General features: G+C 35.2%; 21 protein-coding genes. 15 read left to right on the forward strand and 6 right to left on the reverse strand.

Annotated features, from left to right (window positions below):
- Nucleotides 1-176 precede the first annotated feature (176 nt).
- Nucleotides 177-1,304, reverse strand: coding sequence for a radical SAM/CxCxxxxC motif protein YfkAB (yfkAB, locus tag JFU23_RS18020; RefSeq protein WP_002125019.1), 1,128 nt, complete (start codon nt 1,302-1,304; stop codon nt 177-179).
- Between the two features lie 213 nt (nt 1,305-1,517).
- Here yfkAB and JFU23_RS18025 point away from each other — a divergent pair, with 213 nt between their 5' ends.
- The 6 genes from JFU23_RS18025 (at nt 1,518) to truA (ending at nt 7,472) form a co-directional block, all read left to right on the forward strand.
- Entirely contained in the window at nt 1,518-1,700 is a 183-nt protein-coding gene (locus JFU23_RS18025; RefSeq protein ID WP_002010264.1) for an SE1561 family protein, read from the forward strand.
- Nucleotides 1,701-1,906: 206 nt separating this feature from the next.
- Nucleotides 1,907-3,430, forward strand: a complete 1,524-nt coding sequence (fumA, locus tag JFU23_RS18030) for a class I fumarate hydratase (RefSeq protein WP_085963289.1) — start codon at nt 1,907-1,909, stop codon at nt 3,428-3,430.
- Between the two features lie 125 nt (nt 3,431-3,555).
- Nucleotides 3,556-4,338, forward strand: a complete 783-nt coding sequence (gene pdaA, locus JFU23_RS18035) for a delta-lactam-biosynthetic de-N-acetylase (protein ID WP_002029593.1) — start codon at nt 3,556-3,558, stop codon at nt 4,336-4,338.
- A 59-nt stretch (nt 4,339-4,397) separates the two neighbouring features.
- Nucleotides 4,398-5,261 (forward strand): DNA-3-methyladenine glycosylase family protein, encoded by an 864-nt coding sequence (locus JFU23_RS18040; protein WP_085308942.1) that lies wholly within the window; start codon nt 4,398-4,400, stop codon nt 5,259-5,261.
- Between the two features lie 10 nt (nt 5,262-5,271).
- Entirely contained in the window at nt 5,272-6,651 is a 1,380-nt protein-coding gene (gene rlmD / locus JFU23_RS18045) for a 23S rRNA (uracil(1939)-C(5))-methyltransferase RlmD (RefSeq protein ID WP_085308944.1), read from the forward strand.
- 83 nt (nt 6,652-6,734) lie between these two features.
- Complete coding sequence (truA, locus tag JFU23_RS18050; protein ID WP_002125027.1) at nt 6,735-7,472, forward strand: tRNA pseudouridine(38-40) synthase TruA; 738 nt, start codon at nt 6,735-6,737, stop codon at nt 7,470-7,472.
- Nucleotides 7,473-7,524: 52 nt separating this feature from the next.
- On the opposite strand, the gene JFU23_RS18055 is transcribed toward truA, so the two are convergent.
- Nucleotides 7,525-7,722: a hypothetical protein gene (locus JFU23_RS18055; RefSeq protein ID WP_002140273.1), complete on the reverse strand. Its 198-nt coding sequence runs from the start codon at nt 7,720-7,722 to the stop codon at nt 7,525-7,527.
- A gap of 81 nt (nt 7,723-7,803) precedes the next feature.
- On the reverse strand, nt 7,804-9,207 hold the full coding sequence (locus tag JFU23_RS18060) for a sigma-54 interaction domain-containing protein (protein ID WP_201032408.1): 1,404 nt from the start codon (nt 9,205-9,207) through the stop codon (nt 7,804-7,806).
- 301 nt (nt 9,208-9,508) lie between these two features.
- Here JFU23_RS18060 and JFU23_RS18065 point away from each other — a divergent pair, with 301 nt between their 5' ends.
- The 3 genes from JFU23_RS18065 to JFU23_RS18075 all read left to right on the forward strand — a co-directional run bounded on the left by JFU23_RS18065 (nt 9,509) and on the right by JFU23_RS18075 (nt 12,661).
- On the forward strand, nt 9,509-9,763 hold the full coding sequence (locus tag JFU23_RS18065; RefSeq protein WP_085308950.1) for a biotin/lipoyl attachment domain-containing protein: 255 nt from the start codon (nt 9,509-9,511) through the stop codon (nt 9,761-9,763).
- Between the two features lie 106 nt (nt 9,764-9,869).
- Nucleotides 9,870-11,291, forward strand: a complete 1,422-nt coding sequence (locus JFU23_RS18070) for an amino acid permease (protein WP_085308952.1) — start codon at nt 9,870-9,872, stop codon at nt 11,289-11,291.
- 47 nt (nt 11,292-11,338) lie between these two features.
- The gene (locus JFU23_RS18075) at nt 11,339-12,661 is read left to right on the forward strand and encodes an acetylornithine deacetylase (protein WP_085308954.1); all 1,323 of its coding nucleotides are present in this window, start codon (nt 11,339-11,341) and stop codon (nt 12,659-12,661) included.
- Between the two features lie 97 nt (nt 12,662-12,758).
- Here JFU23_RS18075 and JFU23_RS18080 read toward each other — a convergent pair whose 3' ends face one another.
- Entirely contained in the window at nt 12,759-13,412 is a 654-nt protein-coding gene (locus tag JFU23_RS18080; RefSeq protein WP_002169221.1) for a helix-turn-helix domain-containing protein, read from the reverse strand.
- A 137-nt stretch (nt 13,413-13,549) separates the two neighbouring features.
- Between JFU23_RS18080 and ytaF the strand changes: the two genes are divergently transcribed.
- Nucleotides 13,550-14,161 carry a sporulation membrane protein YtaF gene (gene ytaF, locus JFU23_RS18085; protein ID WP_201032410.1) on the forward strand — a complete coding sequence of 204 codons (612 nt, stop codon included), beginning with the start codon at nt 13,550-13,552 and terminating at the stop codon, nt 14,159-14,161.
- A 163-nt stretch (nt 14,162-14,324) separates the two neighbouring features.
- Here the strand turns inward: ytaF and JFU23_RS18090 are convergent, their stop codons facing one another.
- Nucleotides 14,325-14,669 carry a DUF3969 family protein gene (locus JFU23_RS18090; protein ID WP_002091149.1) on the reverse strand — a complete coding sequence of 115 codons (345 nt, stop codon included), beginning with the start codon at nt 14,667-14,669 and terminating at the stop codon, nt 14,325-14,327.
- Nucleotides 14,670-14,842: 173 nt separating this feature from the next.
- Nucleotides 14,843-15,772, reverse strand: coding sequence for a glutaminase A (gene glsA / locus JFU23_RS18095; protein ID WP_201032411.1), 930 nt, complete (start codon nt 15,770-15,772; stop codon nt 14,843-14,845).
- A gap of 324 nt (nt 15,773-16,096) precedes the next feature.
- Between glsA and nagE the strand changes: the two genes are divergently transcribed.
- From nagE to JFU23_RS18120, 5 genes are all read left to right on the forward strand, one after another.
- On the forward strand, nt 16,097-17,590 hold the full coding sequence (gene nagE, locus JFU23_RS18100; RefSeq protein WP_002169219.1) for an N-acetylglucosamine-specific PTS transporter subunit IIBC: 1,494 nt from the start codon (nt 16,097-16,099) through the stop codon (nt 17,588-17,590).
- A 264-nt stretch (nt 17,591-17,854) separates the two neighbouring features.
- On the forward strand, nt 17,855-19,105 hold the full coding sequence (locus tag JFU23_RS18105) for a serine hydrolase domain-containing protein (protein WP_201032412.1): 1,251 nt from the start codon (nt 17,855-17,857) through the stop codon (nt 19,103-19,105).
- 86 nt (nt 19,106-19,191) lie between these two features.
- Nucleotides 19,192-20,007: a sugar ABC transporter ATP-binding protein gene (locus JFU23_RS18110; RefSeq protein WP_201032413.1), complete on the forward strand. Its 816-nt coding sequence runs from the start codon at nt 19,192-19,194 to the stop codon at nt 20,005-20,007.
- A gap of 170 nt (nt 20,008-20,177) precedes the next feature.
- The gene (locus JFU23_RS18115; protein WP_002125041.1) at nt 20,178-20,579 is read left to right on the forward strand and encodes an LSm family protein; all 402 of its coding nucleotides are present in this window, start codon (nt 20,178-20,180) and stop codon (nt 20,577-20,579) included.
- A 16-nt stretch (nt 20,580-20,595) separates the two neighbouring features.
- A complete protein-coding gene (locus tag JFU23_RS18120) occupies nt 20,596-20,790 on the forward strand; it encodes an LSm family protein (RefSeq protein WP_002125042.1) in 195 nt (64 codons plus the stop codon).
- Nucleotides 20,791-20,800: the final 10 nt, after the last annotated feature.

Consider the following 20,800-nt stretch of genomic DNA (forward strand, 5'->3'; position numbering starts at 1 on the left):
CTATAAGCTGACGTTTTTTATTTATCCCGCTATTTGCGGGCAATAAAACTCCCACCTCAAAATTCGGCTGGAGCAAAGAAGTTAGGTGGGAGGCCCTGCTGCCCGTAAACTCCCGATTGGTGTGGGCTAATAATCAGTGGGGGATGAACAAAACAACCACTGATTAAAGTTTCACTTTATAACATAATGTTTGATGTTTTTGATAAGAAATCTTCTTTTGGATAGTAGCTATTTTTTACAAGAACGTTTGGTCCAAGGCATTTCACGGCAGGACAATGGCAACTTAATGATTTTGCTGTTTTTGAGTCACACCATTTGTCGTAAGCTTCTTGTAGTGTATTTGTTTGTACATTACCTAGAAGCGGGACATCACCGAAGTCGGTCACGATAATATTTCCATCGAAAATATTTACGTTCAAACGAGAACGACCATCTGGATCATTGCGGACAGTTACATTTTTACTTTCATGTAATTTCTTTAGTGTAGCTAAATCGTGTTCATTATCACTACATGCATAGAAAGGTAATGTTCCGAATAACATCCACACATTTTCATCACGGATCTCTAATAAATGTTCAACTGCATTTCGAATTTCTTCTTTTGTTAAAATTTCAAGTGTACTAGCGAAGTCACTCGGATACATCGGGTGAACTTCATGACGTTTACAGCCCATTTCTTCAACGATTTGACGGTGAATATGTTCAATATGTGGTAGAGTTCGTTTGTTTAACATAGTTTCGGCTGATACGAGTACACCTGCCTCTGATAGAGCTTTACTATTTGTAATCATTCTTTCAAATAATTTAGCGCGCTGTTCATAAGTAGGCTTACGCTCCATCATTGCAAATCCGCCTTCAACGAAGTCATCGATTGTTCCCCAGTTATGTGAAATGTGCAATACATCTAAGTAGGGAATAATTTGTTCGTAACGTGCTAAATCTATAGTTAAGTTTGAGTTAATTTGAGTGCGAACGCCTCGTTCATGGGCGTATTTTAAGAGTGGTGTTACATAGTTGTCGACGGATTTTTTTGAAAGCATAGGTTCTCCGCCTGTAATACTTAAAGAACGTAAATGAGGAATCTCATCTAATCGTTTTAATAAAAGCTCCATCGGAAGCGGGTTTGGATCTTTCGGCTGTAATGTGTAACCAACAGCGCAATGCTCGCAACGCATATTGCATAACGTCGTCGTTGTAAACTCAACGTTTGTTAATAGTAGTTTGCCGTACTCTTCAAGGTCCATATACGCTTCCCATGGATCGTAAGAAGGAGTAATCGGCTTCATTATTTGTGATATCGTCATATGAAATACTCCTTTGACTATTGAAATAACAATTTGTCCATTCTCTATAATAGAAGAATATGAGCTTTTTATAAAGTGAAACTTTTTTGTAAAAAAAGAGAGAGGGCTTACATTATAATGAATTACTGTGACGAAATTGATGAAATTACATGCCCATAGCAATCATTTTTGCGGTATAATAAAAGCAACTCGAATTAAAAGGAGAGTGCCTTCATGGGAAAAGCAATTCAAGGTAAAGATTCACAACTAGTATATTTGAAAGAACGTTTAAATATGTTCATTGAAGTAATTGATACGATTGAACCAGAAGAGGTAGAATTAGAAGATGTAGATCGTCTTCTTGCAATGTTAGATGAATTAGAACTGAAATGTGAGCAATTTAAAAAAGACGAATAATATATTAAAAAGGCTGCCACTACAAAATTGGCAGCCTTTTTCTGTACGGATAATAGAAGGAATATAGAAAAAAAGGTATAATCAAGTTGTGAAAAATTTCATTTAACCTTTAATGGCGTGAAATAAATAAACAGCTGAAGAGTATAACAATGGAATTTTCATTTCATAACGTTTTGGTAGCGTTCACAATTGAGGGGGAAGTAACAATGGAAAAGCTTCAAGAAAGCATGTATCAACTAATTGTTGAAACGTCAACGAACTTACCGAAAGATGTTCGTCGCGCAATTCAACAAGCGAAAGAACGAGAAAATGCAGGAACTCGTTCGGCGATGGCACTTGGCACAATTACGAATAACATTAAAATGGCAGATGATAATATCTCGCCAATTTGCCAAGATACAGGGATGCCAACGTTTAAAATTTATACACCAGTTGGTGTGAATCAATTAAAACTGAAGGAAGCTATCTATAGTGCGCTTGAGCGGGCGACAAAAGATGGTAAACTTCGTCCAAACTCTGTTGATTCTCTTTTTGGAGACAATAGCGGAAACAATTTAGGACCAGGTACACCTGTTATTAAGTTTGAACAATGGGAAAAAGATTACATTGATGCACGTTTAATTTTAAAGGGCGGCGGTTGTGAGAATAAAAATATTCAATATAGCCTGCCTTGTGAAATAGAAGGACTTGGACGAGCTGGGCGTGATTTAGAAGGAATTCGTAAATGCCTTCTTCATGCAGTATATCAAGCGCAAGGTCAAGGGTGTAGCGCAGGAGTAATCGGCGTCGGTATCGGGGGAGACCGCACATCAGGTTACGAATTAGCAAAAAATCAATTATTCCGTACATTAGATGATGTAAATCCAGTTCCAGAATTACACAAACTTGAAGAGTACGTATTAGAGAATGCGAATAAGCTTGGCATTGGTACGATGGGATTTGGCGGAGAAACAACTTTATTAGGTTGCAAAGTTGGAGTATATAATCGTTTGCCAGCGAGCTTCTACGTATCTGTTGCGTATAATTGTTGGGCATATCGTCGTCTTGGTGTAACAATTCATCCTGAAACAGGTGAAATTATGGATTGGTTGTACCAGGAAGGTGAAGATACACTTCAGCAAGATGCTGCGCAAGAACAAGCAGAGCAGCGTGAAATCGTATTACAAGCTCCAATTACAGAAGAGCAAATTCGTGAACTTCGTGTTGGTGATGTTGTTACAATTAACGGCATGATGTATACAGGACGTGATGCGATTCATAAACATTTAATGGATAACGATTGTCCAGTAGATTTAAAGGGACAAATTATTTATCATTGTGGTCCAGTTGTAGTGAAAGATGAAAATGATAATTGGCAAATTAAAGCGGCAGGTCCAACGACAAGTATTCGTGAAGAGCCATATCAAGGCGATATTATGAAAAAGTTCGGTATTCGTGCTGTAATTGGTAAAGGTGGTATGGGTGCTAAAACATTAGCAGCTTTAGAAGAACACGGTGGTGTGTACTTAAATGCAATTGGTGGTGCAGCGCAATATTATGCTGAATGTATTAAAGAAGTGAAAGATGTTGATTTCTTACAATTCGGTATCCCAGAGGCAATGTGGCATTTACGTATCGATGGTTTTAAAGCAGTTGTAACGATGGATTCTCATGGTAAAAGTCTACATGCTGATGTTGATAAAACATCACTTGAAAAATTGGCGAGCTTTAAAGAACCTGTATTTAAGTAAAGAGAAATGCATCTCGAATTATTCGAGGTGCATTTTTTGGTATATATAGAAAAACATGTTCAGCATGAAAGAAAGCAGGGAAACAGAAACTACAGGTACGATTATATATGGAAAGGAGACTATTTATGAAATATAAATGGTTATATATAGGTCTCATTTTTTCAATTATGATGGCACTTGTTCCAGTTTCAACATTTGCTTATACGAATACACCACATAACTGGGGAATCCCACGTCCTAAAAATGAAACGGTGCCAGATGCAGGGAAACTATATACAGAATTACTACAAAAAAATGGTGGGTTTTATTTAGGAGATACGAAGAAAAAAGATATTTATTTAACATTTGATAATGGATACGAAAATGGATATACAGGAAAGATTTTAGATGTACTGAAGGAGAAAAAAGTACCAGCAACTTTCTTTGTGACGGGACATTATATAAAAACACAAAAAGATTTATTATTAAGAATGAAAAATGAAGGACATATTATTGGTAATCATTCTTGGAGTCATCCAGATTTTACAACAGTAAATGATGCAAAACTTCGTGAAGAATTAACGAGCGTAACGGAAGAGATTAAAAAAGTTACTGGGCAAAAAGAAGTGAAATATGTACGCCCTCCGCGAGGCGTGTTTAGTGAAAGAACGCTAGCGCTTACGAAAGACATGGGATATTATAACGTGTTTTGGTCGCTTGCATTTCTTGATTGGAAAGTAGATCAGCAAAGAGGATGGCAATACGCTCATAATAATGTAATGACTATGATTCATCCAGGATCTGTTTTGTTACTTCATGCAATATCAAAAGATAATGCAGAAGCACTTGCGAAAATCATTGATGATTTGCGCGAGAAAGGGTATCATTTTAAAAGCCTAGATGATTTAGTAAAAAGCAATCAACCGTAAGCATGTATGCTTGCGGTTTTCTCATGCTATAATGATGTGTAAAAAGGATGGGGAAACGTATGTGGAGCGAACATGTTACGTTAGAATATCCGTACCATTTTGAGGAAGTACTAAAGCGTTTATCTTTCGACCCGTTAAACGTTATTCAATTAGACGAGAAAGTAATTTATGTCCCGCTTTTTATAGACGAAGAACAGATTGTTGTTCGTTTGCAAGGGATTGGTACTGTTCAAAATCCACAGTTTTGGATCTCTAGTCAGGCAGGAGATCAAGAGAAAGTAATGAAACGAATGAGATCCATTTTTCACTGGAATGAACCGTTTCAAAATATACAAAATCATTTTTTAAACACATCATTACGTCCACTATTTGAAACATATGCTTATACTCCAATTATTTTAGAATTCGATTATTTCGCTTGTCTTCTTCGCTGTATTATTCATCAACAAATAAATTTGAAATTTGCTACTGTGCTAACAGATCAATTTGTAAAGCGATATGGGACAGAGAAGAACGGCGTTTTCTTTTTCCCAACACCAGAAAGAGTAGCGAACATTTCAATAGAAGAATTGAGAGAGCAGAAGTTTAGTCAGCGAAAAGCCGAATATATAGTAGGATTAGCAAAACATATTGTAGGCGGTAAATTAGATTTAGCAAGGATAGAAAACGAAACAGAAGAAGAAGTATCGGCACAATTGTTACCAATAAGGGGTATTGGGGCATGGACAGTGCAAAACTTTTTAATGTTTGGGCTTGGTCGGAAAAATATGTTTCCAAAAGCAGACATTGGAATTCAGCGCGCAGTGCAAGGTGTATTTCAATTAGATGATAAGCCTGATGATGCATTTTTAGAAAAAGTGAAACAAGAGTGTGAACCATATTGCAGTTATGCAGCGTTATATTTATGGAAAAGTATAGAGTAGAGGTGTAATAATGATACAAAAGCAACAAGAGAGTAAGTTGGAAGTTGGTCAAACGTTTCCTGTGACAATTAAACGTCTTGGGATTAACGGAGAAGGCGTTGGTTATTTTAAGAGACAAGTTGTTTTCATTCCAGGGGCATTACCAGGAGAAGAAGTTGTTGCTGAAGCAACGAAAATTCAGCGTGGCTTCGCTGAAGCGAAAGTGAAAAAAGTTCGTAAATCATCACCACATCGTGTGAAAGCACCATGTTCAGTATATGAGGAGTGTGGTGGCTGTCAATTGCAGCATTTAGATTATAAAGAACAATTAAATCAAAAGCGTGATATCGTTGTACAAGCATTCGAGAAGTATATGAATGACAGTCTAGAAGAGAAAATTCGCCCGACGCTTGGTATGGAAAATCCATGGCATTATCGTAATAAAAGTCAATTGCAAGTGGGGCGTAAAGACGAAAAGGTTATTACAGGGTTATATAAGCAAAACTCACATCAGTTAATTGATATTTCTCATTGCATGATTCAACATAAAGCAACGAATGAAGCGACAAAAGTTGTAAGACGTATATTAGAAAAATTAAATGTTTCTATTTACAATGAGAAAAAACAAAAAGGTTTAGTACGTACAATTGTGACACGTACTGCAGTTCAAACAGGGGAAGTGCAAGTCACACTTATTACAACAAAAGAAGAATTACCAAATAAAGATCAATTTATCGCAGAAGTGCAAAAACAAATGCCAAGTGTTAAATCAATTATGCAAAACGTAAACTGGCGTAAAACATCTGTTATTTTCGGTGATAAAACATTTAAATTAGCTGGAAAAGAAGTAATTCAAGAAACACTAGGTGATTTATCATTTGAATTATCAGCACGCGCATTCTTCCAATTAAATCCAGAACAAACAGTTGTTTTATACGATGAAGCGAAAAAAGCAGCTGCTTTAACAGGAAACGAGAAGATTGTGGATGCGTATTGTGGTGTCGGTACGATTGGACTTTGGCTTGCGAATGATGCAGCGGAAGTACGTGGTATGGATGTAATTCCAGAAGCGATTGAAGATGCAAAGAAAAATGCAAAACGCCACGGATTCACAAATGCAAAGTATGAAGCTGGTAAAGCGGAACAATGGTTACCAAAGTGGGTAAAAGAAGGCTGGCGTCCAGATGTCATTGTTGTTGACCCACCGCGTACAGGTTGTGATGATAAATTACTTGAAACGATTTTAAAAGTGAAACCGAAACAAGTTGTTTACGTGTCTTGTAACCCTTCCTCATTAGCACGTGATGTGGAAACATTAATGGAGAGCTATGAAGTGGAGTATGTACAACCAGTTGATATGTTCCCGCATACAGCTCATGTAGAAAATGTAGTGAAACTTGTTAGAAAGTAACATTCAATAAGGATATGTCCCTCACAAAGCAAGAGCTATGTGAGGGTATATTTTATTTAACGAATGGAAGTAAGGAGAATATAATGAACAATTATAAATTGACGATTCAATATGATGGTGCGCGTTATAAAGGGTGGCAACGTCTTGGTAATAATGACAATACGATTCAGGGGAAAATCGAAAGTATAATATCTGAAATGGTCGGAAAAGAAATTGAAATTATCGGCTGTAGTAGAACGGATGCTGGTGTACACGCTTTGAATCAAGTAGCTAACTTTCAAAGTGATGAGAAGTTAGTAGAACATAAAGTGAAAAAGTATTTAAATCAATATTTACCAAATGATATTAGTATTACGAGTGTAGAAGAAGTACCAGATCGTTTCCATGCTCGTTACAATTCTAAAGCAAAAACATATCTTTATAAAATTTGGAATGAAGAGCATACGAACCCATTTATGCGTAAATACAGCATGCACGTGAATAAACAATTAAATGTGAAAAGTATGAAAGAAGCTGCGAAACATTTAGTTGGTTCACATGACTTCACTGCCTTTTCAAATGCAAAGTCTAAGAAAAAATCTATGGTTCGAGAAGTGTATACACTTGATGTTTCCGAAGAATCAGGATTTGTACAAATTAGAGTAAGTGGTAACGGATTCCTTCATAACATGGTGCGGAAAATTGTTGGAGCATTAATTGAAGTTGGATTAGGGCAATTAGAGGCGGACGCAATTCCAAACATTTTAGAGGAAAAACAACGTAATCAAATTAATTGTCTTGCTGAGGCGAGTGGATTGTATTTGGAGAATGTTGAATTTTAATAATAAGTAAAAAAATCGAGCTGATAAGGCTCGATTTTTTTGCACTCTGAAATTAAGAAGATTTCTCTTTCTTCATACGTAGCTTCAAATTCCAAAAAGCAGCAAGCATAATAGCTGCAAAGGAGCCGCTAATTGTGCCTAGGAGCTTTGCATGAGGAAAGCTGCTCATATCAATGAATAGCATTATACATAGAATGGTAGGGAAAAGACCTAAGTAGTGTAATAACTTCAACTTCTTATCATTACTCATATACATTGCCCCTTTCTAGCATATTATACGTTTATCATAACATATTTTACCAGTTTCTTTGCACTTGGAGAAAGATTCATTTCATATGTGTAAGTGCAATTTTTTAATTCGATATTGTAAGTTTTGTCTACTCAATCCTAAAAATTTTGCGGCTTGTGAGATATTACCTTTATTTTCTTTAAGAATTTGATGGATATATTTCTTTTCCATTTCTTCGATTATACGTTTTAAAGTTTGTGGCGTATCAGTATTGTGACTAGTTAGCGGAGTCTGCATATTCAGTTCCTTTTTTGCTAGTTCGCGAAAGTGCGTTGGCATATGGAACGCTGTAATGATATCTTCATCTTCTATTAAGTTCATGGAGCCTTCAATTATATGTTCTAGTTCTCTCACATTACCAGGCCAATCGTATTTATAGAGGAAGTTATTTACGTTTAAATCTACATCTTTTACGCTAAGATTAAATTGGATATTGTATTTTTCAATAAAGTGTTGAACAAGATATGCAATATCTTCTTTTCGTTCCCGTAAAGGTGGAAGACATAAAGTAACAACGCTTAATCGGTAATATAAGTCTTGTCTTAATCGATTGTGTGCTATGGCTTCAAGAGGATCTTCATTAATAGTTGCTATAATACGAACATCAATTTCTTTTTCTTGCGCCCCCCCAATTCTTCGTATTGTTTTCTCTTGTATAGCACGCAATAATTTAGCTTGAAGTGCTGGGCTTAATGAGTTGATTTCATCTAATAACAAAGTTCCCCCATTTGCCTCTTCAAATAAACCAGGTTTATCTATTGCTCCTGTAAAAGCACCTCGATTTGTACCAAATAGTAAACTTTCCATTAAGGTTTCTGGTATAGCGGCACAGTTTTGCGAAATAAATGGTTTTGTTGAACGCTGGCTTTCATTATGGATGCTTTGCGCAAATAGCTCTTTACCGGTCCCTGTTTCCCCGATGATAAGTATGGAGGATGGCGTACGTATTACTCTCTTTGCTTCTGTAATGACCGATTGAATAGCTCTAGAATCACCAATTATGTGATCAAAGGTAAAATTAGTATTTTGTTTTCGAGAAAGGTTCGTTTTCATTGTTTGCTTTAAATGACTAATCTCTTTTGAAATTTCAATAGCGCCTTTAATTTTTCCATTTTCTATTATAGGAAAAGTATCGTTAATCGTCGTAATCTCTTGTCCTTTATTGTTAAAATACGTTTGTTTTATATTTTTGTTTGTTTTTCCAAGTTTTAAAGCCTCTATAAGAGTACTATTTTTATTTTCTTCAAATGCAAATACTTCTAAAGGATTTTTATCTAGCACATCTAAGCGATCCATTGATTCAATTTCCATCATTTTACGGTTATAGATAATCGTTTTACTTTCCTCATTAATAATATGGATCCCAATATCTAGTTCATTGAGTAAAGTTTCGTATAGCACATTCATTTCAATAATCTTTTTAAAATTGATTTCTTCTGTATGCATGTATTATCTTCTCCTCGTTATACCCTATGAAGACCGACTTTTTATAATTTTATTAAAATTCTTATAAAATCGCAAAATTTTTTTGCTATTTTCTCTTAAAAATTTTCAAATGATAGAAATTTTTTGCGGTTATGCAGATTTTTTTCGTAAGAAATACTAATTTTACATAGGTATTGAGGTTGGTACGTATTTTGCATGAATAGTAGTTAAGATCTCTAAATTTAAAGAGTAGGGGGATTATGAATCTTTATAGTGTATGCAACGTTTCAGTTTCAATTAATAAGAGGGAGGAATTTATAAAGTGAAGACGGTTATAGAAGGCGTGTATAGTCCTTGTTATGGGAAAGTAGAGAAATTATTTGTTACTGAAAGTTCTTACGTATATGAGTGGGAAAAATTAGCGTTAATTGAAACAATAGATAAGCAGCAGGTGGAAATTAAAGTGGGAATCAGTGGTTATATCGAATCATTAGAAGTGGTAGAAGGACAAGCTATCGCTAATCAAAAACTATTAATAACAGTGAGGGATGACCTTTTAATAACAGGTAGTGATTAATATAAGTAGTATGTATTTTTGCTCTTTTAAATAATTATTTTTACTATGAAGAATTTTAAAAACGCTTACATTAAATGGGTTTGCAAAGTGAAAAGGGGGGATTTATATGATGGATCAAAACCAAGGATTAAAAAGAGAATTGAAAAGTCGGCACATATTTATGATTGCACTCGGAGGGGTTATTGGTACTGGGCTTTTTTTAGGATCCAGTTATACAATTCATGAAGCTGGACCTGGAGGAGCGATTGTAGCGTATCTTGTCGGTGGATTTGTTATGTATTTAACGATGCTCTGTCTTGGAGAGTTAGCGGTTGCGATGCCTGATGCAGGATCGTATCAAACATATGCTACAAAACATATTTCACCTGCAGCGGGTTATGTAGTGGGATGGATGTCGTGGCTAAACTGGACGGCTACGATAGGCATTGAATTAATTGCAGTTAGTATATTAATGAAACGTTGGTTTCCAGATGTATCATCATGGATTTGGTGCGTAGTGTTTGCTGTATTACTCTTTGTTATTAATGCGTTATCTTCAAGAAGTTTTGCGGAAGTTGAATTCTGGTTTGCAAGTATTAAAGTAATTACAATTATTGCATTTATCATTTTGGGCGGGGCAGCAATGTTTGGTTTTCTAGATATGAAAGGAAATGAACCAGCGCCGATGTTTTCTAGCTTTACTGATTATGGTGGATTGTTCCCAAATGGATTATCAGCCATTTTAATTACAATGATTGCAGTTAATTTTTCCTTCCAAGGAACAGAACTAGTTGGTATTGCAGCTGGTGAGAGTGAAAATCCAGAGAAAACTATCCCGAAGGCAATTAATAATACAGTTTGGCGCATACTTATTTTCTTTGTACTATCTATTTTTATTCTTGCGGGACTATTTCCTTGGCAGCAAGCAGGAGTGATAGAAAGTCCATTCGTAGTTGTATTTGATAAAATTGGTATTCCTTATGCGGCTGATATTATAAATTTCGTTATTATTACAGCTGTACTATCAGTTGCGAATTCAGGATTATATGCAACTTCCCGTATGCTATGGTCTATGTCTAATCAAGGAATGATTAGCCCGATTTTTGGTAAATTATCTAAAAACGGTGTTCCTATTTATGCATTGATTGTAAGTACGTTTGTAGGGTGTCTCTCATTACTATCAGGTATTTATGCGGAAGATACAGTTTATTTATGGCTTCTTTCTATTGCTGGGTTTGGAGCAATATTAGTTTGGGCATCTATTGCTCTTTCAAATTTATTGGCTAGAAGGACATATTTGAAGCAAGGCGGGGATATTAAGGACTTAAAATTTAAAACACCATTGTATCCATTTGTTCCACTTCTTGCGTTAGTATTAAATTTAGCAGTAATTGTTGGCATGGCTTTCATTCCGGAACAAAGAATGGCATTGTATTGTGGTATTCCATTTATGATTGTTTGTTTACTGTTTTATCGTGCTACTAGAAATAAGAGAAGTAAAGTAGAACATACTGAAAAGACAAATACAACCGAATTAGAAAGTTTATAATAGTGATTAATTTGGAGACTGTAAGATTGTAAACAGTCTCTTTTTTTGTGAAAATAAATTTGGAAACATACTACGTATGCAAAGGGGAATTAGCAATGAATCAAGAAGTTTCACAGCTATTAGAACAGATTGATTTACGAAAAGAGGAGCTACTAGAACTTACAAAAACTTTAATTCGTTTTGAAACACCAGCACCACCAGCAAGAAATACAAATGGGGCGCAAGAATTTGTTGCGGAGTTTCTAAAAAAACGAAATTTTAGTATTGATAAATGGGATGTATATCCAAATGATCCGAATGTTGTTGGAGTGAAAAAGGGGACAGCAAGTGAGTCACATAAAAGTCTCATTATTAATGGACATATAGATGTTGCAGAAGTATCAAAGGACGAACCGTGGGAAATAAAGCCGTTTGAGCCGTTTATAAAAGATGGTTGGTTAGTTGGGAGAGGCGCGGCAGATATGAAAGGTGGACTAGCTGGAGCCTTATTTGCTATTCAGCTTTTAGAAGAAGTGGGGATTGAATTACCTGGAGATTTAATTTTTCAATCGGTAATTGGCGAAGAAGTAGGAGAAGCAGGGACACTTCAATGTTGTAAGCGTGGTTATGATGCTGATTTTGCAGTAGTAGTTGATACAAGTAATTTACATATGCAAGGGCAGGGCGGAGTAATTACTGGATGGATTACAGTGAAAAGCCCGCTAACGTTTCATGATGCAACACGTAGACAAATGATCCATGCTGGAGGACGTCTATTTGGAGCGAGTGCGATTGAGAAAATGATGAAGATTGTCCAAAGCTTACAAGAATTAGAGCGTCATTGGGCAGTTATGAAAACATATGAAGGCTATCCATCTGGAACAACAACAATTAATCCAGCTGTTATTGAAGGAGGACGTCATGCGGCATTTATTGCGGATGAGTGCCGATTGTGGATAACCGTACATTTTTATCCAAATGAAACGCATGAACAAATAATAGAAGAAATAGAAGAGTATTTAGGAAAAGTGGCAGCAGCAGATCCATGGTTAAGAGAGAACCCACCACAATTTAAGTGGGGCGGAGAATCAATGATTGTGGATCGTGGCGAAATTTTTCCTTCTTTAGAAGTAGATAGCGAACATGTTGCTGTCAAAACGCTAAGTTCAGTACATGAATCTATTTTATCTAAAAATGCAATTTTAGATATGTCAGCAACGGTAACTGATGGCGGATGGTTTAGTGAGTTTAACATTCCAGCTGTTATTTACGGACCAGGTACATTAGAAGAAGCTCATTCAATAAATGAGAAAGTTGAAGTTGAGCAGTTAATTGAATTTACAAAAGTAATAACAGCGTTCATATATGAATGGTGTCATACAAAAAAATAGATTAGTGTATTGAAATTGTACAGGTATGTACTTGTACGCTTTTTTAGTGAACTATTTCAGAGTTGAACATAAACAACTGAAATAGTTCTTTATTTTTCTATGTTTTTCGTTTTATTTCAATTAATTTCTCTTTAGCTAATTCAACGGCAATCGCATCATCTAAATAGCCGATTGGAAAAAGATAATCGGGGATAATGTCTGTTGATAAAATGAAATATAGTAAGGCACCCCCAATAATTGCACGCTCTTCGGTTGAAATGGTTTCTGTACAAAATTGTTGGTACATATTTGTTAATTGCTCAATGAAAGGACCAGCACTATCAATTTGTTCTATTTTACTTTTGAAACTCTCGTGAATACGTTTTTCACCTTCAGTAGTTTGAGCATAGCGCTCGTAATTTTCAAGTTCTTGTTTTACACGAGTTGTTGTGTATTCGAAGTCGAATAGGTTAGAGGATTGTAATGTTTGTTGAATTGTATCGAGAGATGTGTACATATCTGCTTTTTCCTTATTTATGTGTGGAGAGTTAGGGTACATTTCATCAAGTAATAATTGCGGTGGAACTTGTAGACAGTTTGCGAATTTTTGTAAATGGTTTTGCTTCGGTTGTTGTTTGCCATTAATTATTCTTGAAATTGTTGCAGGATCAATATTTGTAAGTGTTCCTAGTTGGCGCATAGATAGAGCGCGCTCCTTTAACAGTTTCTTTATTAATTTACCGAGCCGCTCATTTGGATTTTCATTGGGCATAATGTAGGCACTCCTTTTCTATTGTCTATCGTTGAAAAAATGTTGAGCATTTATTACAAGTATATGAAACAGACAGGCACAGTTGCTCAACATTTTCATAATATGCAACGAAAAGTGAGAAAAGGGGTGACTGTACGATGAGTACGGCAGGTTTATTTTCAATTTTTTTAATCGGGATTGCGTCTAATTTAGATAATGCAGGTGTTGGGATTGCATATGGCATTCGTAAAATTCGAATTTCGTGGCTTAACAATTTTATCATCGCATTTTTTGGATTTTTATTTACTTTACTAGCTGGATTCTTTGGGAATTGGATCGCATTATTTATTTCAGAGTTCACAGCAAACATTATTGGAGCAATCGTTTTAGGAATAATCGGGGTGTTTATTTTATGTCAGCCTTTCTTGAGTCAAAAAGATACCGTAGAATCTAAAAATAGTAGTGTACTTATGGGGGTTTTACGTAATCCAGAAAAAGCAGATTTTGATGGTTCTAAAACAATTAGTTTTTCTGAAGCAATTGTTTTAGGAGTTGCATTGTCCATAAACAATATTGCAGGTGGATTTGATGCTGGAGTAACAAATTTAAATCTTTGGCTTACGGCATGTATTTCTGGAGTTTTTAGTTTTATTTGTATTAGTGGTTTTACGTATGTTGGTAAAAGATTTTTAGCTGAATACTTAGGGAAATGGGCAACTGTAATTGCAGGTGTGTTATTAATTCTTATTGGAATTGATCAATTGTTGTAAGAAGGATAGGGAAAACAGTATTCGAGTATTTCCTTGGAAATACACTAAAAAATTGCATATATCGACGTGAAATCTTTTCACGGTAATGAAAGATTGTAAGTATTATACAAATCTTTGTGTGTAAAAAGGTTTAAAAAAGTAAAAGCACCTGCATAGGTGCTTTTTAGCGTATATCTTCAATTAGTTGTGCACATTCATCATCATGCATACTGTACTCACTTAAAACTTGAATACAAAGCCATTTCAGTTCTTCAATACTATGCTCAAGTTCTTCGGGAAGTACATGGTAAATGTCTTCAAGTCCCATTCCAAAATGAATAAGTTCTAATACTTGATCATCGATGTTCCGATCCATTAATAGTTCAAGCACTTCTAAATTGAATATGTATCGGTGAGCTTCATCGAGTGAAACAACTTTTAGTTTCAAACTTTCTACAATACTCAATATGAAAAGAAGAATTGTTTTTTCGAGAACAGGTTGTTTCTCCATTTGAAATATGAGTTTCATCTTTTACACCTCCACATACAGCGCTAGGTTGTACTATATTATTCAGGAGGGGGGAGCAAATATGCATAATAAAGAGAACTTTTATTACTGTTTTTTTGAATTGTGTTGATGCCTAGTAGAACGGATTTTTTGTGAAATAAAAAACCTGCCAATATAGCAGGATAACTTCTAAATTAAAACATACTCCAACCTTCTTGGGCAGAAAGTAATTCAAGAATTTTAAAACCAGCGATACTATTTCCGTTTGCATCTAAAGCTGGTCCAAAAATACCGATTCCCATTTTGCCTTTTACGCAGCCGAAAATGCCGCCCGCTACACCACTTTTTGCAGGGATTCCAACACGAATTGCAAATTCACCAGATTCATTATACATCCCGCAAGTAACCATAAATGTTTTACAAATTTTCGTAATATGTTTAGGGATGATCTGTTTCTTTTTATAAGGATCATATCCATCCATTGCAAAGATTAAACCAATACGTGCTAGGTCGATACAGTTAACCTCAATTGCACATTGACGCGTATATAAATCCATAAGTTCTTCAATATCGTTATCGATGATGCCATTTTGTTTCATATAGTAACAAAGTGAACGGTTTAAGTAAGCTGTTTCTAATTCAGAAGTGGCAACTTTAGAAGAATAACTAATAGTAGGATTGTCTGTTATATCACGCACAAATTGAAGAATGCGTTCCATCTTCTCCTCGTTATCATTACCAGCTAGCATACTTGTAATAGCTAATGCACCCGCATTAATCATTGGATTAAGAGGCTTGGAAGAACTTGTTGTTTCAAGCTTAATAATAGAATTAAATGGGTCACCAGTTGGTTCCATTCCAACTTTAGAAAATACATATTCTTCACCACGGTCTAAAAGGGCAAGAGCAAGTGTAATTACTTTAGAAATACTTTGAAGAGTAAATAGTGTTTGTGAGTTACCAGCATGAATATATTCTGTTTCTTTATGGAAAATAGCAATCCCTAGATCATTTGGATTTGCATTTCCTAGTTCGGGGATATAAGTAGCAAGTTTTCCTTTTTTCGTATATGGTTTTACTTGTTCTAACAACTGCTGTAAGTTGTTTGTTTCAATGCACTGCATAGTACCAACGCTCCTATTTCGAATTAACTAAGTTTACTTTTCCCGATATGCTCGGAAATAAATAATAACATGAAAAAGTGGAATGATAAAACGAAAGTTGAATGTTCTATAGTGAGTCTTCAGTTTCGATTATTCCGTGTTATAAAAGGAAAATTTTCCTTTTATATAACAGTTTGGAAATAGGAGATTTATCCATAAAAAGTTCGGAAATAAAAACTACACATCTATACAACTATATGTTATTATGGTTATGTAAATAGAAAGCGTTTTCTAAGGCGTACTTATAATGATAACGATTTCATAAATTTGATAGGGGGAATTAAAATGTTGCAGTTTTTACAACGTATTGGTAAAGCGTTAATGCTTCCAATCGCAGTGCTACCAGCAGCAGGATTATTGCTTCGTCTAGGACAAGAAGACGTATTAAACATTCCTGTTATGGCACAGGCCGGTGCAGCAATTTTTGATAATTTAGCACTTATTTTTGCAATCGGTGTTGCAATCGGTTTATCTGTTGACGGTAGTGGTGCAGCTGGTCTTGCAGGTGCAATTGGTTATTTAGTTATGAAGAATACAACTAATGCTTTAAGTGTTACTTACTCAACAGCAGAACTAAATGATAAATTAAAAAGTGTTCAAGATTTAGTCGGTTCAGTAGATCCAACTAAATTAGCGGATACAATGAATAAAATTTCAAAAGCAGCGGCGTTAACGCCAAAAATAAATATGGCCATACTCGGTGGTATTATTGCTGGGGTTGTTGCTGGATTACTATACAATAAATTCCATAAGATTAAACTACCAGAATGGTTAGGATTCTTTGCTGGAAAACGTTTCGTACCAATCATTACTTCTATTGTAATGCTTCTGTTAGGATTAGTATTCGGTCAAATTTGGCCAACAATCCAAACTGGTATTGATGCAGTATCACACGGTATCGTAAACTTAGGTTCAATCGGTGCAGGGTTATTTGGATTATTAAACCGTTTATTAATTCCAATCGGTTTACACCACGTAATGAACACATACTTCTGGTTCGTACTTGGTGACTTTACAAACGCAGCTGGTGATATCGTTCATGGTGATATTGCACGCTTCTTTGCAAAAGACCCATCAGCAGGTATGTTTATGACTGGTTTCTTCCCAGTTATGATGTTCGGTTTACCAGCAGCATGTTTCGCAATGATTGCGGCTGCTAAACCAGAAAAACGTAAAATGGTTACAGGTATGTTAGGTGGTCTAGCATTAACTTCATTCTTAACTGGTATTACAGAGCCAATTGAATTCTCATTCATGTTCTTATCACCAGTATTATATGGTGTGCATGCAGTATTAACAGGATTTTCTTTATTCATAACAACATCACTTGGCATTCATGATGGTTTCACATTTAGTGCTGGTGCTATTGATTATGTTATCAACTTTGGTATTGCAACAAAACCTGTATTATTAGCAGGTATCGGTTTAATTTATGCAGCAATTTACTTTGCAGTATTCTACTTCTTAATTAAGAAGTTCAACTTGAAAACTCCAGGTCGTGAAGATGACGATGAGTTAGTTGAAGATGGTGAGGCACCAGTTGCAGGTTCAATTGGTGAAACTTACGTAGCAGCTTTAGGCGGAAAAGACAACTTAACAGTTATTGATAACTGTGCAACGCGTTTACGCTTACAAGTGAAAGATGCAGGTTTAGTAAATGAACCAGCATTAAAACGTGCGGGTGCAAAAGGTGTTATGAAATTAAGTGAAACAAGTGTACAAGTTATCGTAGGTACAAATGTTGAATCTGTTGCCGATGATATGAAAAAACACGTATAAATAGTTAGATAAGAGGATATCCAAAAAGATTGATAACAACAATCTTTTACAGGATATCCTCTTTTATTATGTTGAAATTTTAAAGAGAATCTTACTTTTGTAAATTTTCTTTTTCTTTTTTATACATATAGGTTGGTAATATGTTCAGCGCGTGATAAAGTAGGGATGACATAGAATGGAGTGTCTATAATCTACTGAAATGATTTGGAGAAAGTCTTGTGTAGATGAATTAAATTATCGGTAAATAAGGGGAAAAAGGTAATCATGGATCAGGAAAAAAATACTGTTAATGGGAAAGCACGTCGGCCGATTGTATACATAAAAAGAACAATCATTCTCGTCTTACTATTATCACTTGTATATTTCATGTATACAAAAATTGTTGCGCATAATAAAAAAGAGGAAACTTTAAAAGCAGCAGCAGAAATGAAGAAGCAAGAAGAGATAAAAAAGATAGAAGAAGTGAAAAGGCAAGAAGCTGAAAAACAAAGAAAACAAAAAGAACAGGAAGAACAGATAAAACAGGCGCAAGTTATAGAGAAACCTGCTGAGGGACCGCCTCAAGAAATTAATGAAAACGCTCAATTGGATCAATATTTACAGAGCATGGGATTTAGTGGGACAGCTGTTATTGTGAAGAATGGGAAAGTTCTTGTGAATAAAGGATACGGCATGGCTAATAAAGAGAAGCAAGTGCCGAATAATTCAGAGACGACCTTTTATATTGGTTCTATTTCAAAAGCATTTGTGGCGACTGCTATTATGCAACTCAAAGATCAAAATAAGTTACAAGTAGAGGATACAATTGCAAAGTATATTCCAGACTTTCCTCAAGGTAATAGCATTCAGTTAAAACATCTATTAACACATACATCAGGCATTCCGGAATATGAGCAGGGAAAAGAGGATATTTCTCATGAAGAACTGATAAAGCGGATAGGAAATCAAAAGCGTATCGGGAGTCCAGGAGAGAAATGGAAGTATTCCGATTCGAACTACTCTATACTTGCTTACATTGCTGAGAAGGTAAGTGGACAGTCGCTCGAAGAATATATAAAACAACATATTTTTGCGACTGCGGGTATGAAACATTCTGGTTTCGGTACAGCATTGGAACAAACAAGATTCCCATCAACGGGTTATAAAATAGTGAATAACAATATGACAACACCTAATATTCCGAGCATGTCACAACTATATGGTTGTGGTGATATATATACGAGCGCGCATGATTTATATTTATTTAATGAAGCACTCTTTTCTGGAAAATTAATTTCAAAAGAGAGTTATAATCAAATGTTTACAGCCGTGAAAAAGGATTATGGATTTGGCTGGTATGTAGATCCAGGAAGCTATTCAAATCATGGTGTAATGCCAGGTTGGAATTGCTTAAATGGTTTTAGTAAAAATGGTAGTGTATATGTGGTTTTATTATCTAACATTCAAAATAACATTAAATCATTTGGTAAAGTGAATAACGACATTTATACGATGTTACGAAATATAGAAGTGTAAAAGACTGTCCTTTTGGATAGTCTTTTTTGCATTGAGGAAATATATGTGCGGTGCGATAATGAAATAAATGGAAAAGGGGGAGGTTTATGAGTATACATAAGCATCATGCACGCAATGCGAAACGAACTTTGTTTATAGCTATCATTGTATGGATTATCGTTGTAATTGGATTAGTTATGGAATATAAAAAAGGAACAATATTCACTTCAGATAAAGAAATTCTGAAATTAATAGGTATTTTGCTACCAGCGTTTGGATTACTAATATATAGTTTTATAGAAAAACGAAGAGCAAAAATGCTTAGACAGGATAATTGTAATATGGGGAGCTCTAGATTATTTGAACAACAAAAGTTCGTTGTTCGTAGAGAGGTAGGGGTATTTCAAGTAATAACGTACTTTGGATTAGATGGCAGTGCAGTAGGGTTTTTAAAAGAAGAGTATAATTCCGTTATTCAAAGTATATGGAAAGGCGCACTTTCTTTTCTTTTTAAGGGACTACATAAGCAACAATTTTATTTATATAATCAATCGGGAGAAAGATTGCTGCGTGTTCAAAAGAAGATGGGCGTGCGTAACTTCTATATATTTTATAGTGTAAATGGAAAGAAAATTGGAGAGTTGAAACAAGTACTAAGTTTAACAAAATGGGAATGGATATTTTTAGAGATGAATGGTAAGGAAATTGGTAAAGTGACTGGGGACTTTTCAGCAACAATGCAGAAAATAGACTGGCAAGATGGAACACATATTGATGTGAAAGAAGATGGTATTCCGTTAGAAGCTGCAAAATATTTTTCGGCAAGTGGTGGATCCCTTGTTACAGCTTCTATATCCGGACAAGCAGAATTATCAAGAGGGGTATATTACGGCGTAGCTGCCATTGTGACAATTAAAAATTAAAGATTAGCAAAGAGATAGATGGGAAACCATCTATCTTTTTTTATGCTCTGAAACAATTATTTCTTTTAGAAAATGTATGCCTTACCTATCACAAAAAAAGTCTGCTTTGTATAAATTAAGATGTATGGATGTAAATTTTTATACTTTAAAAATAATAGGAGGAGAAGCATATGTGTCTGTTCAGAAAATATTGGCATAAATTATCCAGACTGTTTAATAGACAATTAGGCTATTTTTTAGATGACAAGTTACTGCCTGCTGTGGAACGACTTTTATTTTCACAAAACTTTGCGAGATTTATTCAAAGAAATTCTAAGCAAGCTACGGAAGAGTTTATAGAATCAAGTCAATTTCAATCTATTATTTGTAACATTTTAAAAGAATGCAATACATCACCTTTTAAGGAAATTGCAAAGCAATATTTAGGTAAAAACGTAGAGATTACTGTGACAGTTGGACAGTTAATAGGTGTTATTGTAGCAGTTGGTGACGATTTCTTAACGCTGCAAGAAGGAATAGGAACTGAAGTTTTATTACCATTTACAAGTATTATATCAATGAAAGAAGTGTAAGAAAGGAGACTTATATATGTTATTTACTGATGAATTGCGTAACCATGTTGGTGAATTAGTGCAAGTTGTGACAGCGGCCGAAATTGTTGCAGGTATTCTTTTATCTGTTACGGACGGGGCAGTAAGTGTTCGTACATCTCCTTCTTATGGACCACCTGAAGATGTACTTGTGCGTATTCCTATTATTGCTTATGTTCGCTTGGAAGGGTAAGAGTGATACA

The organism is Bacillus sp. TH50, assembly GCF_016650565.1.
In the GTDB taxonomy this organism is placed as follows: domain Bacteria; phylum Bacillota; class Bacilli; order Bacillales; family Bacillaceae_G; genus Bacillus_A; species Bacillus_A mycoides.